A 12,660-nucleotide genomic window follows, 5' to 3' on the forward strand; every position below is an offset into this window, starting at 1 on the left:
GTGAATCACTAGTAGTGTCCTGATGTGATCGTGTGCGAGGGCGCCCTGCTTGTCGGTCGCTGTGGCACGTGAAGGGAGATCGGGGCATGTTGCAGGTGTTCGAGGCGGCGGCCGGTTGGCCGTCCGTGCGTGGGCGATTGGCCAGGCGCGTCGCGGAACAGGATCTAGCCTCGCTGGATGATGCGGTCGCCTTCGCTGTTCGGTGGCACGCGGACCAGACTCGGCCGGCGGGTGAGCCTTATGTCGAGCATCTGCTTGAGGTCGTGTGTGTGTTGGTGGAGGCGATCGGAACGACTGACATCGACGTGTTGCGCGCGGCCGTGCTCCACGACGTGGTCGAGGACACGGAGTGCTCGCTGGAGGCTGTGCGCGCGGGCTTCGGTGACCGCGTCGCGGGCTTGGTCGACTGGGTGACCAAGCCCGCACCGTCGGAGGGCCAGACACGTGAGGAGGTGCGGGCGGCATATCTGACGCGGTTGCTTAGCGCTCCGGATGATGCACTGTTGGTGAAGCTGGCGGACCGGCTGAGCAACGTGCAGCGGCTGGACACACATCCTCGGCCGGAGAAACGTCGTTCGTACTACCAGGAGACGGTGCGCTCTGTCGTCCCGCTCGCGCAGTCCCATCCGTGGTTCCGCCAGTGGTATGCGGCCTGGAGCGACGCTTTCGGTCATTTGGCTGTCGACGGCCTGGACGCGGGTACCCAGTGACACGCGCGGTGGGAGTTTCTGGACACGGCTCTTGCCTCATGACCTGACCTCCTGGGCTTCACCACAGAGCTGGCGAACGGTCGAGTCTTGGCGAACCGGACCGCAGACGGGTGATCATGGATGGCGCCCGCGTAGGGCTGGCCCGCGAACGACGGCGGACGTTCATGGACCCCGGCGGGCGTCAGCCGGCCCGTGACCTACACCAGTGGACGTGAGCAGACGTCGGCGGACAATGTGCCGCACAGCCGTCCATGGATGTCGATGGAAGATCCAAATTAAACTACGGATTGAGTGCTTGCTTGTCGCGTTGTATAGCGCGCCGTACGAGCGGCACGTCGATGGTCGGTACGCCTAGGTCGACGCGACCTGGCCCGGTGTAGCAGACGATGATGCGGAATAGTTCTTCCTTGATGTGGAGCCGTTCGGTGCCGGTGACGGCGCGCACCTGCTCGACGTCCAGCCCCGACGGAAGTCGTGTCCTGTCTCGTCGTACTGCGAAGTAGCGGGTCCAGCTGAGCGTGTGGCCGTCGAGCGTCAGAATGCCCTGTTGCCAACGTCGCGGGAGGGAGCCGACCGTGCCGCGCAGGAAACAAACGACCGCGATGGGCCGCGTGACGAGCCCGCCCGCCTCCATTTCGTCGATGAGCTTGTTCACGGCGTCTGGGGCGGGCGGGCGGAGCAGGTGGCGAAGGACGTCCAGGAAGGTCACCGTTCCCGGTGACCGTCGTACGCGCGGCATAGCGGCCATGATGTCCGACACGGTGAAGGCACGTGCCAACGGTCGCCCTTGCGCGACCGTGCCGCGAGGCAAGATCCTTTCACCTGGCGGCGCTGCCGGGCCAGTTGGCGTTGCCGACGAGTTCGGGACGGGTGCCGTCGAACGCGGCGACTGCCACCGGGTCGCCGCGCAGCTCGGCGCACAGCCACGCGGTGACATAACCGAGGAAGCCACGGGACCCGTCGCGGTCCTGGACCGAGTTGTGGTCGGCCACCTTCCCGCCGGAGCTCTCGATGAGGCCGAGTACGGCGCGGCCCGGCACCTGGTTGTAGAAGGTCCGCTCGGTCGCGGCGCTGGCGATGACCGAGTCGAAGGCCCCGTGCGTTCCGACGAGGAATGCCGGCTGGCGGAGCTGGGTCAGGTCGAACATGCAGTCGCTCTTCGTCGGGCAGTCCGCGTTGGCCGCGGCCCAGGTCTTGCTGGGCAGTGAGAAGGTCACGACTGTGTCGATCAACGTCGGGTTGTTGATGGCCGCCCGGACCGCGCCGCCGGCGCCCTGAGAATGGCCGGCCGCGGCCACCCTGCCCACGTCCAGGCGGTCATGGAAGACGCTTCCGGCGGTCCCGGCCTGGGCGATCAGGTAACGCACCGCCGCCGCCATCTCGTCGCCGCTGCCGGTGTTGCGCTGGCCCGGGACGATCACCGTGAACCCGTACGACGCGAGATGGTCGAGCAGCTCCGAGTACTGGGCGGGGTTCCCGCCAGTCCCGACTCCCCAGGTGACGATCGGGCTCAGGAACCCGAGCCTCGAGTAGTCGGCCGGACGGAAGAGCTGGTAGCGCGCGGTGCCAGCGGGGTTCTCCACGGCCTGGGTCGTCGTGGCGTAGCGGCCATCCGACGAGTAGTCCGCCTCCACGGGACCCGCCGGCGCGTCCTGCTCAGGGGCGACGAACAACGATCGCACGGCCGGCCGCGTGGCCGCCCAGGCCAGCAGGACGATCACGGACAGGGCGAACCATATTCGAAACATGCCCACGAGCGGGTGCGCGGGAGCACCGTCATCGCGGCCAGCCGATTTCACCGGGAGCACTCGCATCGCGCCGCCTCTTCCGTGTCCCGTGATCCGCGGGCAACCTGTTGTCAACGCGCTGTCCAGCGACCGGTCAGGAACCTGGGGTGATGGCAGGTCAGCGTCTGGACGCATACCCCCGTTGGGGGGAATATCACCGTCCGGGCAGGCGAGCAGATCTGTTGCGTCGTGAGCAGCCGGCGCATGCGGGGCTGCCGCCGGCCCGGTGATCAGATCGCGCGAGCGAGGCCGATCATGGTCGGTTGAAGGCCTGGCCGCACGGTCTGAAACGGCTGTGCTCCGCCCAGATGATCAGTTTCGGCCATGCCCTCTTCGCGCCGTCGTGGACGTTGTGGCTGCCCGCGGCCAAGGGCCTGTTCGGCCCGGATGCCCCGGCGGTGCCTGTGTGCCGTGCGCCACCGTCGCGAATTTCGTTGTTTCCCCTGCCCAGGCCCGGGCGATTCGTTACCGTAACCGGTGAATCGCCAGTACCTGCCGCGTCGTCAAGTCTACCCCCGTAATCACGATGTTTCTTCACCGTGTTGAGGACAGGTAAAAGCGACGTGAATCAGATGCGTGCCCACGCGGTCGTCCTCGGCGCGAGCATTGCCGGCCTGCTTGGCGCCCGGGCTTTGTCCGACGCATACGAAACTGTGACGCTCGTCGAGCGCGACGAACTTCCGCACGGCCCGGCCCACCGGCGCGGCGTGCCGCAGGGCCGGCACGCCCACGCCCTGCTGGCCCGGGGCGGCCAGGTCATGGACGCGCTGTTCCCCGGCCTGAGCGCCGAGCTCGTCGCGGCCGGCGCGCCGACCGGGGACCTGTCCGCGGACGCGCGCTGGATCCTGTCCGGCCACCGGCTCAAGCAGGCCGGCACCGGCCAGCGGATCCTGTTCGCCAGCCGTCCCATGCTGGAAAGCCATGTCCGGGAACGGGTGCGGGCGCTGCCGAACGTCGTGTTCGCCGACCGGCTGGACGTCGTCGCGCCGGTGACCAGCGCCGACCGGCGGACCGTCGTCGGCGTCTCGGTCCGCGAATCCGGCGGCCAGGTCCGGACGCTGCCCGCGGACCTGGTCCTCGACGCCACCGGCCGGGGCTCGCGCACGCCGCGCTGGCTGTCCGACCTCGGCTACGACCGACCACCTGTTGACGAGGTCCAGATGAAAATCGGCTACGCCTCGCGCTCCTACCGCCTGCGGGCTGGTGCTCTGGGTACCGACCAGCTCATTCTGCAGAGCTGGACGCCGGAATACCCACGCGCCGCCACGGTCGTCGCGCAGGAGGACGGGCGCCATCTCGTGACGCTCGTCGGAATGCTGGGCGACGCGCCGCCGACCGACGCCGATGCTTTTCTCGAGTTCGTCGCCGGGCTGCCGCTCGATGACATTCACCGGGCCATTCGGGACGGCGAACCGTTGGAGGACCCGGTCGCCTTCCGCTACCCGGCGAGCGTCCGGCACCGTTACGAACGGCTGCGCCGTTTTCCGGACGGGCTGCTGCTGATCGGGGACGCGATCTGCTCGTTCAATCCGTTCTACGGGCAGGGGATGACGGTGGCCGGGCTCGAGGCGGTCGCCCTGGGCAGGCTGGTAGCGCAGCCGAAGCGGCCGTCCTGGCGCCAGTACTTCAAGACCATCGCCGGCATCGTCGACGTGCCCTGGGACATCGCCACCGGCGGCGACCTGGCGTTTCCCGCCGTCGACGGCGACCGCACCCCGAAGGTGCGGCTCATCAACGCCTACCTCCCCCGATTCCACGCCGCCGCCGAGCGCGACCCCGGCCTGGCGACCGCGTTCCTACGCGTCGCCGGGCTCCTGGACTGGCCGGAGGCGCTGCTGCGCCCGGACCGCGTCGCCCGCGTCCTGACCCAGCCGCGCCGGCGGCCGAGCCAGGTCCACTGAGGCGGCAGGGCGCACCCACCTCGATCGCACGGGCAGTGCGGTAGTGAGGCTGATCGCCCGTCAAGTCCGCCGAATCTCTCCCGTAGCGGCCGTCCTGGCCGGTGCCTCCTTCAGCCGCGGCCTCGCACGAGTGGCAGGAAGACCTCGTCCACGATCTCGACCAGCACCTCGTCGGGGACCAAGGGGATTCCGCGCATCACGTACTCGGCGCGCAGCAGCATCATGGGCGTGGCCGCGACCCGGGGGTGCGCGGCCGCCGCCGGCGCCTCGCCCCGGCGCGCGGCCCGTTCCAGCATTGCCAGCCACGCCCGGTCCATGGCGTCCGCGCCGGACCGCTCGCGCATGAGGGCGAGCAGCTCCGGGTCGTCGGCCGCGGCGGCGAGCAGGCCGCGCAGGACCACTCCGTATGGCGAGGACCAGGTCTCGTTCGCCCGCCGCATCATCTCCAGCGCGTCGCCGCGCAGGGTGCCCGTGTCCGGGTTCGGCATCACGGCTTCGGACAGGTGGCGGTACGCCGCGATGCCCAGCGCCGCCCGATGCGGCCACCGGCGGTAGATCGCGTTCTTGTTGGTCCCGGCCCGGGCGGCGACCCGGTCCATGGTCATCCCCGCGTAGCCGGACTCTCGCAGTTCCTCCGCCGCCGCGTGCAGGATCGCCCGTTCGAGCTCCTCGCCCCGGCGCCTCGTGCTCATGCCGTGCAGGGTACTGGAAGTACCTTATAGGGTACGTGAAGTGCCTTATGAGCGAGGGAGCCCCCGATGCGCGTCTTCGGCATGAACTACGACACCGGCTTCGTGAGCGCCGGGTCGACGACCCACGAGCCGTTCGATCCCGAGACCGTGCGGCGCGACCTGCGCGTCATCCGTGACGAGCTGCACTGCGACGCGGTGCGCATCACCGGCGGGATCCAGGATCGACTCGAGCTGGCCGCGCGGTTCGCCGCCGAGGCCGGGCTCGAGGTGTGGTACTGCCCGTTCACCAACGGCCTCGACAGCGCCGGGCTCATGGCGTTCGTGCTCGACGGTGCCGAGCGGGCCGAACGGCTACGGCGCAGCGGGGCCTCGGTCGTGTACCTCACAGGCTCCGAGATCGCCATGTTCACCGAAGGCCTCCTGCCCGGCCGCGACCTGGCCGAGCGCATGGCGCTGCTGACCGATCCGATGCGGATGCGGGCGGCGGTCCCGACCGCGCGCGCCGCGGTGCGCGACTTCCTCGCGGCGGCGGTGCCCGCGGTGCGGGAACGGTTCGGCGGCCCCGTCGCGTACGCCTCGATCCCGCTGGAGGCGGTGGACTGGACGGCGTTCGACATCATCGCCAGCGACGCCGGCTACCGCGACGCGACCAACGCCGCGACGTTCCCACAGACCCTGGCGGCGGCGGTGGGGCAGGGCAAGCCGTACGCCGCGACCGAGTTCGGCTGCTGCACGTTCCGCGGCGCGGCCGACGTCGCGGGCGCGCCGGAGCCGGTGACCTACGACGAGCACGGCTACGCCGCGACGCTCGCCGCGGGGCTGGTGCGTGACGAGGAAGGTCAGGCCCGCTACCTCATGGACCTGCTGCGTGACTATGAGGCCGGCGGCGTGGAGGCGGCGTTCGTGTACACCTTCGCGAACCGGCACCTGCCAACCACCGAGGACTCGGAGCGCGACTACGACCTGGCCGCACGCGGAATCGTGCGGGTGCTGCCGGACGGCTCGTGGACGCCGAAGGCCGCCTTCCACGCCCTCGCCGCGTACGGCCGTTCGCGCGCGCAGAGCCGGTCGGCCGCCTAGGCCGTGTCCCAGGATTCGACGGTCCCAGGATTCGTCGCGACCGCTCGTCTTTACTACCGCGACACCATTGCGACCGCCAAGGTCAGCGGTCCGCATGATCGCCGACTGCGCCCTCTGGTGGTCGTGGCTCGGCAGCGGCTACGCCCACCAGGCCGCGCGTAGACCACACGTACAGTCACGAAGGCGAAGCCTCCCCTGGTTCAGTCGCCTGCTCGCCTGCTCGCCTGCTCGCCTGCTCGCCGGTCGTCTGGTCGGGACAGATTCTCGGACGGCGATGTCGAGAACCGGTGACTGGCTCCGTCCCCGCGGTGAACGTGACCGGAACCGGTCGCACCAGCACCAAGGAGAACATGATGGCCAAGTACCTGCTGCTCAAGCACTACCGGGGCGCTCCGGCCGCGGTCAACGACGTGCCCATGGAGCGGTGGACGCCGGCGGAGATCTCGGCGCACGTGCAGTACATGAACGACTTCGCGGCGCGGCTCGAGGGGACCGGCGAGTTCGTCGACGGTCAGGCGCTTGCCCCCGAGGGGACGTTCGTCCGGTACGACGGTGAGGGGCGGCCGCCGGTCACCGACGGCCCGTTCGCGGAGACCAAGGATCTCATCGCCGGCTGGATGGTGATCGACGTCGACAGCTACGAGCGCGCCGTCGAGCTGGCCGGTGAGCTGTCGGCCGCGCCCGGGGCGGATGGGAAGCCGATCCACGAGTGGCTGGAGCTGCGGCCGTTCCTGACCGCCCCGCCCACCATCACAGAGTGACCTCGGGCGCACGGTGACCTCTCAGCTGCACGAGGCCCTGCTCCGGAGTCTCACGCCGAGTGTGCTCGCGATCCTCGTCCGCCGCGGAGCCGACTTCGCGGCGGCCGAGGACGCCGTGCAGGACGCGCTGGTCCAGGCGGTCCGGGTCTGGCCGGCCGACCCGCCGCGGGACCCGAAGGGCTGGCTGGTCACCGTGGCCTGGCACCGGTTCCTCGACGCGACGCGGGCGGACGCCGCCCGCCGCCGGCGTGAGGACCTCGTCGACGAGGAACCGGCGCCCGGGCCCGCGCCCGCGGTGGACGACACGCTCCAGCTCTACTTCCTGTGCGCCCACCCCTCGTTGACGCCGTCGTCCGCGGTCGCGCTCACGCTGCGCGCCGTCGGCGGGCTGACCACCCGCCAGATAGCCCAGGCCTACCTGGTACCCGAGGCGACCATGGCGCAGCGCATCAGCCGCGCCAAGCGCACCGTCGCCGGCGTGCGGTTCGACCAGCCCGGCGACGTCGCGACCGTGCTGCGCGTCCTCTACCTGGTCTTCAACGAGGGCTACTCCGGTGACGTCGACCTCGCCGCCGAGTCCATCCGGCTCACCCGGCAGCTCGCGGCGGCGATCGACCACCCCGAGGTGGCGGGGCTGCTCGCCCTCATGCTGCTCCACCATGCCCGGCGCGCCTCCCGGACCGCGCCCGACGGCAGCCTGGTGCCACTCGCCGAGCAGGACCGCGGCCGGTGGGACACCGCGATGATCGCCGATGGCGTCGTGATCCTGCAGGCGGCCCTCGCCCGGGACCGGCTGGGCGAGTTCCAGGCCCAGGCCGCCATCGCGGCACTGCACGCCGACGCGCGCGCCGCCGAGGAGACCGACTGGGTGCAGATCGTCGAGTGGTACGACGAGCTCGCCCGCCTGACCGACAGCCCGGTCGTCCGGCTCAACCGCGCGGTGGCCGTCGGGGAGGCCGACGGACCGCGCGCCGGGCTGGCGGCGCTCGCGACGCTGAACGACTCACTGCCCCGGCACGCCGCGGTGGCGGCCTACCTCCACGAGCGCGACGGCGACCTGGCGACGGCCGCACGGCTGTACGCCGAGGCTGCGCAAAAGGCCCCCAACCTGGCCGAACGCGATCACCTGACGCGTCAGGCCGCCCGGCTCAACACCCGCCGGCGTCGCTGACGGTCGCGCTAGGAGTTCTTGCCGCGGCGGCGTTTTTCGCGGCTGACCAGGACATCCAGACCCGGGTCGTCGGTGATCGGGTCCGGGGGCGCCGGGGCGCGGCGCAGGGAGCTCGACGCCGAGCGGCTTCGGGCAAGGGCGGCCACCGTCGACGGGGGGGCTGGCGGCGTGGCGGCGGGGGCGGGGTAGGTCGGCGTGCGGGCGCCAGGCGGGAAGGCGTCGGCCAGGGCCGACCTGCCCGTACCAGGGCGGCGGCGCTGCCCGGCGCGGTAGCCCTGGCGCCGGATGGGCGTGGTGGCCGGGTCGATGGGCCGGGGGGCGTCGGTGTCGGACCGGGTGTCCGCGGTACGGCCGCCGGCGGGACGTCCGGTGGCTGGGTCGGCCGCGGTGGCCGCCGCGGCCGGCTTCGCGGCGGCCCGCCTGCCGGTGCGCGAGCGGGAACCAGCCTCCGAAGCCGAACCCGAAGCCGAGGCGGGGGTTGAGGTCCCGGCGCCGCCCAGGCGGGACGGCTGGTTGAACCAGTCGAAGGACGAGCCGCGGCCGCGCAGCTCCGTGTTCTCCGCCTGCACGATCACGAGCAGCGCGGTGGCGAAGGAAGCGCGGGTTCGGGCCTCCGCCAACTGGCGTTCCAGGTCGGCCACGTAGGCCGGGTCGATGGGCTCGGGCTCGGGCTCAGGGGAGGGAGCGCCGTCGGGGTCGACGGTCGTCTCGAACGCCTGCGCGTGCAGGTCGCGCAGAAGCGCGGACTCGGTGGCCAGCGCCGGGTCGGTCTCGGCGAACAGCAGGTTGACGAAGATCTCGACGACCCGCCATTCGATGGCCTTCTCGCCGCGGAACTGACGGCTCAGATCCCGCGTCCGGGAACGGTGGATCTTGGGTGGCCCCTGGTCCGGCCAGAGCTGCCGGGCGACCATTTCGTAGCTGACCCGATATGGATTGTTGAGTTCGTTCAGGCGGGTCAGGAGGGTCTTCTGGGGCCCATCCTTCAGATCCGGGCGTGGCCCTTTGGGGCGTGCTCCCACGAGGCTCACCCACACACCGTCCGGGCTGGGACCGGGATGCTTGCGGAAGGATGGGTTCGCGGCACTACGCGGGTCCTCTCTCCGGTCCCCTCGCGTGCGCGCCGCCAGCGCGTCGGGCGGGGGGATGGGCCTACCGGCGGGTTCCCCGACCCCCCGCCCCGGTAGCTGCGAATGATACGACCCAAGTGCCGCAGATGCGGGGATGTCGGGCGCCTGACCGCCGGCTTCGTTGCGCTGGCAATGATCAGAAGCCATGGCGATGACGTTCGGCGTACTCGGACCGACTGGTCCGGTTCGGATCGGTCCACCCCGGACGATGTGGATCGGGTCTCGCAAGCCCATAGCTCCCCGCGCGTTCTCTCGTCATCTTTCCCCTGCTTGCCTGGCTGGCGTCCCCCGGACGGCCGGGGAACGCTGCATCGCCAGGTAACTAGGCGGTCTGATGCGCGGCAAGGTCGCACAACCAGGACTCCGGGACAACGTTGTGGCGCCCTGTGCGCAGGTTCCCCGGGGCGACGGTCGTAGGGTGCCGTCGCATCCGCTCCAAATATCGAACCGGTCGGTCGGATTTCGTCGCCACGGTCCGGAGCGGGTTCTCGAATCCGACATTGGGTCAGGCGGTTGCGCCGATCCGCTGCGGTGCGCCGATCCGCGGCGGTACGCCGGCGGTGGGTGACGGCTCCCGTCGACGGCGAAGGGCGACCACCCGCTACCGCGACCTGGGCTGCCTTGACCGCCTGGCGGGCAGCCGGGCCGGGCGGCGCCTCACGTCACCTTCTGGTCGAGACGCCCGGCTGTCGCATCGGCCGACGTCGCCAGCGCCGTCTGGGCAGCACGCCCGCGGGCCCCTGCCCGCCTTCACTTCTCTCCCGCGACGGTCTCGACTCCGGCGCGGCCGCCGGGCAGTTTGCGGCCCGGCGGCCGCGCCCTATAGTTGTGTCGAATGTCCGCATCGTCATGGAAGCGGCCGACTGTTCCACTGGCCCGGGCCTGCGCCAACTGTCCGAGGTCGCCCGGTGGAGCAGCGCGGCGCTTGGGTGAGGCCGCGGGCGTCGGTTGGCAAGCGCGGCGGACAGCCCGCGGACCTTGTGCTCATGGATCGTGGAGGCCGTCATGGTGGCTGCGTCAGGGCGGCGACGCTGGAACGCGGACGATGTTCCTGACCTGAGTGGGCGAACGGTCGTCATCACCGGCGCAAACTCGGGGATCGGTTTCGAGGCCGCCAAGACGTTCGCCGAGCGGGGCGCGACGGTCGTGATGGCGTGTCGCAACCCGTCCAAGGCGCGGGACGCCCTGGACCGCATTCGCGCCGTCACCCCCGAGGCGGACGTCTCCACGCTGGAGATGGACCTCAACTCGCTCGCCTCGGTCCGCAAGGCCGCCGACGCGCTGGTGGCCGAGCGTCCCGTCATCGACCTGCTCATCAACAACGCCGGCGTGATCATGCTGCCCCACGGGCAGACGGAGGACGGCTTCGAGCAGCACTTCGGGATCAACCACCTCGGCCATTTCGCCTTCACCGGCCTGCTGCTGAACTCCGTCCTGGCCGCCGAGGCGGGCCGGGTCGTGACGGTCGGCAGCAACGGGCACCGGATGGGGAAGCTCGACTTCGACGACCTCGCCTTCACCCGGGGCTACAAGCCGCTGCGGGGCTACGGCCGGTCGAAGCTCGCGAACCTGCTCTTCTCCTACGAGCTGCAGCGCCGGCTGGAGAAGGCGGGCGTGGCGGCCCGGTCCCTCGCGGCGCATCCCGGCGGCGCGAACACCGACGCCGGGGGCTTCGGCGGCGACAGCCCGATGCGGCGGAAGTTCAAGCGGGTGGTGGACCACGTCCCCAACCCGATCGTGCACTCCGCGCACAAGGGCGCTCTGCCCATCATGCGCGCGGCGACGGATCCGGCCTCGGAGGGCGGCCAGTACTACGGCCCGTCCGGGCTGCTGAAGATGACCGGACGCCCGGTCCTCGTCTCGTCCAACGCCGCGTCGCGCGACCCCGAGACCGCCGCGCGGCTGTGGGAGCTCTCGGAACAGCTGACAGCGGTGACCTACCCGCTCTGATCCGTCCGGCTCTGATCGGTCCGTTCATCCGCACGGTCGCGCCATGACGGCGCCCGCCGCGTCGGATGACGCCTCGAAATGACTACAATAAGTAACGCTACGATTCCTCTTGGTGACGACGAGGGCGCGCGCCCACATCGGGAGAGGCTTCTGACCAGCCCCGATAGACGCATCCGAAAACTGCTTTGTTTGGGACGCGTGGTGGGTGGGGTAAAGCTCTCGATACACGACGGGTGATCGTCGAAAAGGCTCCGTCTCCCTGGAGGAAACCGTGCTCTGGACCATCGTCACTTGGATCGTTCTCGGTCTCATCGCCGGCGCGGTCGCGCGAGTTCTCCTGCCTGGCCGCGACCCGATGGGTATCGGCGCGACCATTCTCCTCGGAATCGTCGGTTCGTTTATCGGCGGATTCCTGGGATACCTCATCTTCGGCAAGGACCTAAGCGAGGGCGCGCTGCAGCCGTCCGGCATCATTGGGTCGATCATCGGTGCGATCGTCGCCCTGATGGTCTACCGGGCCGCTACCCACCGTCGCGTTCTGCGCTAATGGCGCTCGCGCGATGACCTGCCACCGTCGGCCCGAGAACGATTCGGATCGGCGAGTGAGCTGGCCGAGCTAGGCCACCGTTCATGACGGTGTCCGCCCGACACGGGCGGCCGGAGCAGCCTCCACGGTGCCCCGGCCGCCCGTCGCCATGTTCAGCTCCCGGCAAGCCTTCGCGACGTCAGGCAAGCCTTCGTGAAGTCAGTGTTGCCAGCGTCAGATGGCCCGAGGAAGGGTCGAACGTGGACGGCGCTCGCGACGGATCGGCCGGCCACGGAAAGGCGCGTCGGACGGCGGATCTGGTAGGACTGGAATGGCGCGACAGAATCCGGCGCCGTCAGGGAGGGAAGTGTTGGCGATGGCCGACGACGAGCTGAGCGTCCTGGTGAAAAGCGCGAACTCGGCGATGATCCTCGTGACCGCCGCCTCCGATGGAGAACGTGCAGGCTGTCTGGTCGGCTTCCACGCCCAGTCGAGCATCACGCCACCCCGGTATTGTGTGTGGCTGTCGAAGGCGAACCACACCTACCGGGTCGCACTGCGCTCGACGCATTTTGGGCTGCATTTCCTCGCCGCGGACGACCATGCGACGGCGGAAGCTTTCGGATCGGTCAGCGGCGACGACACCGACAAGTTCGCCGGCCGGTCGGTGCTTGCTGGCCCCGGCGGTGTTCCCCTGCTGACCGACCTTCCCAACCGGCTGGTGGGCCGGCGGCTGTGCGCCCTGGACGACGGCGGGGACCACGTGTGCTTCACCCTCGAGCCTGTCGCCGCTTCCGCGCCCGAGCCGTTCACCCCGTTGCGCCTGTCCCAGGCGCTGGACATCGCGCCCGGCCATGACAACACCGAGCGCCCCGCCCCGCCGACCGAGCGGGCCGGCCGCGCGGCTGGCTGACCGCCAGCCAGCACGCCACCCGGTGTCCGCCGGCCCCGT

General features: G+C 70.5%; 12 protein-coding genes. 8 read left to right on the top strand and 4 right to left on the bottom strand.

What is annotated here, in order from left to right:
- The first annotated feature begins 86 nt into the window (after positions 1-86).
- Positions 87-710 carry an HD domain-containing protein gene (locus FRCN3DRAFT_RS0208905; protein WP_007512676.1) on the top strand — a complete coding sequence of 208 codons (624 nt, stop codon included), beginning with the start codon at positions 87-89 and terminating at the stop codon, positions 708-710.
- A gap of 280 nt (positions 711-990) precedes the next feature.
- On the opposite strand, the gene FRCN3DRAFT_RS0208910 is transcribed toward FRCN3DRAFT_RS0208905, so the two are convergent.
- Positions 991-1,419, bottom strand: coding sequence for a hypothetical protein (locus FRCN3DRAFT_RS0208910; RefSeq protein WP_007512674.1), 429 nt, complete (start codon positions 1,417-1,419; stop codon positions 991-993).
- 109 nt (positions 1,420-1,528) lie between these two features.
- Positions 1,529-2,458: an alpha/beta fold hydrolase gene (locus FRCN3DRAFT_RS43490; RefSeq protein ID WP_131803367.1), complete on the bottom strand. Its 930-nt coding sequence runs from the start codon at positions 2,456-2,458 to the stop codon at positions 1,529-1,531.
- A 611-nt stretch (positions 2,459-3,069) separates the two neighbouring features.
- Here FRCN3DRAFT_RS43490 and FRCN3DRAFT_RS0208920 point away from each other — a divergent pair.
- Complete coding sequence (locus FRCN3DRAFT_RS0208920) at positions 3,070-4,398, top strand: FAD-dependent oxidoreductase (RefSeq protein WP_035924535.1); 1,329 nt, start codon at positions 3,070-3,072, stop codon at positions 4,396-4,398.
- 110 nt (positions 4,399-4,508) lie between these two features.
- On the opposite strand, the gene FRCN3DRAFT_RS0208925 is transcribed toward FRCN3DRAFT_RS0208920, so the two are convergent.
- Entirely contained in the window at positions 4,509-5,090 is a 582-nt protein-coding gene (locus FRCN3DRAFT_RS0208925; protein ID WP_007512671.1) for a TetR/AcrR family transcriptional regulator, read from the bottom strand.
- A gap of 66 nt (positions 5,091-5,156) precedes the next feature.
- Between FRCN3DRAFT_RS0208925 and FRCN3DRAFT_RS0208930 the strand changes: the two genes are divergently transcribed.
- From FRCN3DRAFT_RS0208930 to FRCN3DRAFT_RS0208940, 3 genes are all read left to right on the top strand, one after another.
- Positions 5,157-6,170, top strand: coding sequence for a glycoside hydrolase family 113 protein (locus FRCN3DRAFT_RS0208930; RefSeq protein WP_007512670.1), 1,014 nt, complete (start codon positions 5,157-5,159; stop codon positions 6,168-6,170).
- Between the two features lie 353 nt (positions 6,171-6,523).
- Positions 6,524-6,931 carry a YciI family protein gene (locus FRCN3DRAFT_RS0208935; RefSeq protein ID WP_007512669.1) on the top strand — a complete coding sequence of 136 codons (408 nt, stop codon included), beginning with the start codon at positions 6,524-6,526 and terminating at the stop codon, positions 6,929-6,931.
- Between the two features lie 13 nt (positions 6,932-6,944).
- Positions 6,945-8,102: an RNA polymerase sigma factor gene (locus tag FRCN3DRAFT_RS0208940; protein ID WP_007512668.1), complete on the top strand. Its 1,158-nt coding sequence runs from the start codon at positions 6,945-6,947 to the stop codon at positions 8,100-8,102.
- Between the two features lie 8 nt (positions 8,103-8,110).
- Here the strand turns inward: FRCN3DRAFT_RS0208940 and FRCN3DRAFT_RS0208945 are convergent, their stop codons facing one another.
- Positions 8,111-9,133, bottom strand: coding sequence for a hypothetical protein (locus FRCN3DRAFT_RS0208945; RefSeq protein WP_007512667.1), 1,023 nt, complete (start codon positions 9,131-9,133; stop codon positions 8,111-8,113).
- 1,104 nt (positions 9,134-10,237) lie between these two features.
- Between FRCN3DRAFT_RS0208945 and FRCN3DRAFT_RS0208950 the strand changes: the two genes are divergently transcribed.
- The 3 genes from FRCN3DRAFT_RS0208950 to FRCN3DRAFT_RS0208960 all read left to right on the top strand — a co-directional run bounded on the left by FRCN3DRAFT_RS0208950 (position 10,238) and on the right by FRCN3DRAFT_RS0208960 (position 12,621).
- Positions 10,238-11,182 carry an oxidoreductase gene (locus FRCN3DRAFT_RS0208950; protein ID WP_007512666.1) on the top strand — a complete coding sequence of 315 codons (945 nt, stop codon included), beginning with the start codon at positions 10,238-10,240 and terminating at the stop codon, positions 11,180-11,182.
- A 271-nt stretch (positions 11,183-11,453) separates the two neighbouring features.
- Positions 11,454-11,729, top strand: a complete 276-nt coding sequence (locus FRCN3DRAFT_RS0208955; protein WP_007512665.1) for a GlsB/YeaQ/YmgE family stress response membrane protein — start codon at positions 11,454-11,456, stop codon at positions 11,727-11,729.
- Positions 11,730-12,084: 355 nt separating this feature from the next.
- Entirely contained in the window at positions 12,085-12,621 is a 537-nt protein-coding gene (locus FRCN3DRAFT_RS0208960; protein ID WP_007512664.1) for a flavin reductase family protein, read from the top strand.
- Positions 12,622-12,660: the final 39 nt, after the last annotated feature.

Origin of the sequence: Pseudofrankia saprophytica (assembly GCF_000235425.2) — a bacterium.
In the GTDB taxonomy this organism is placed as follows: Bacteria; Actinomycetota; Actinomycetes; order Frankiales; family Frankiaceae; genus Pseudofrankia; species Pseudofrankia saprophytica.

What these genes read in the sequence shown, in the direction of transcription:
- FRCN3DRAFT_RS0208905 (WP_007512676.1), top strand. Translation starts at nt 87, where the DNA reads ATGTTGCAGGTGTTCGAGGCGGCGGCCGGTTGGCCGTCCGTGCGTGGG.
- FRCN3DRAFT_RS43490 (WP_131803367.1), bottom strand. Translation starts at nt 2,458, where the DNA reads ATGTTTCGAATATGGTTCGCCCTGTCCGTGATCGTCCTGCTGGCCTGG.
- FRCN3DRAFT_RS0208920 (WP_035924535.1), top strand. Translation starts at nt 3,070, where the DNA reads ATGCGTGCCCACGCGGTCGTCCTCGGCGCGAGCATTGCCGGCCTGCTT.
- FRCN3DRAFT_RS0208925 (WP_007512671.1), bottom strand. Translation starts at nt 5,090, where the DNA reads ATGAGCACGAGGCGCCGGGGCGAGGAGCTCGAACGGGCGATCCTGCAC.
- FRCN3DRAFT_RS0208930 (WP_007512670.1), top strand. Translation starts at nt 5,157, where the DNA reads ATGCGCGTCTTCGGCATGAACTACGACACCGGCTTCGTGAGCGCCGGG.
- FRCN3DRAFT_RS0208935 (WP_007512669.1), top strand. Translation starts at nt 6,524, where the DNA reads ATGGCCAAGTACCTGCTGCTCAAGCACTACCGGGGCGCTCCGGCCGCG.
- FRCN3DRAFT_RS0208950 (WP_007512666.1), top strand. Translation starts at nt 10,238, where the DNA reads ATGGTGGCTGCGTCAGGGCGGCGACGCTGGAACGCGGACGATGTTCCT.
- FRCN3DRAFT_RS0208960 (WP_007512664.1), top strand. Translation starts at nt 12,085, where the DNA reads ATGGCCGACGACGAGCTGAGCGTCCTGGTGAAAAGCGCGAACTCGGCG.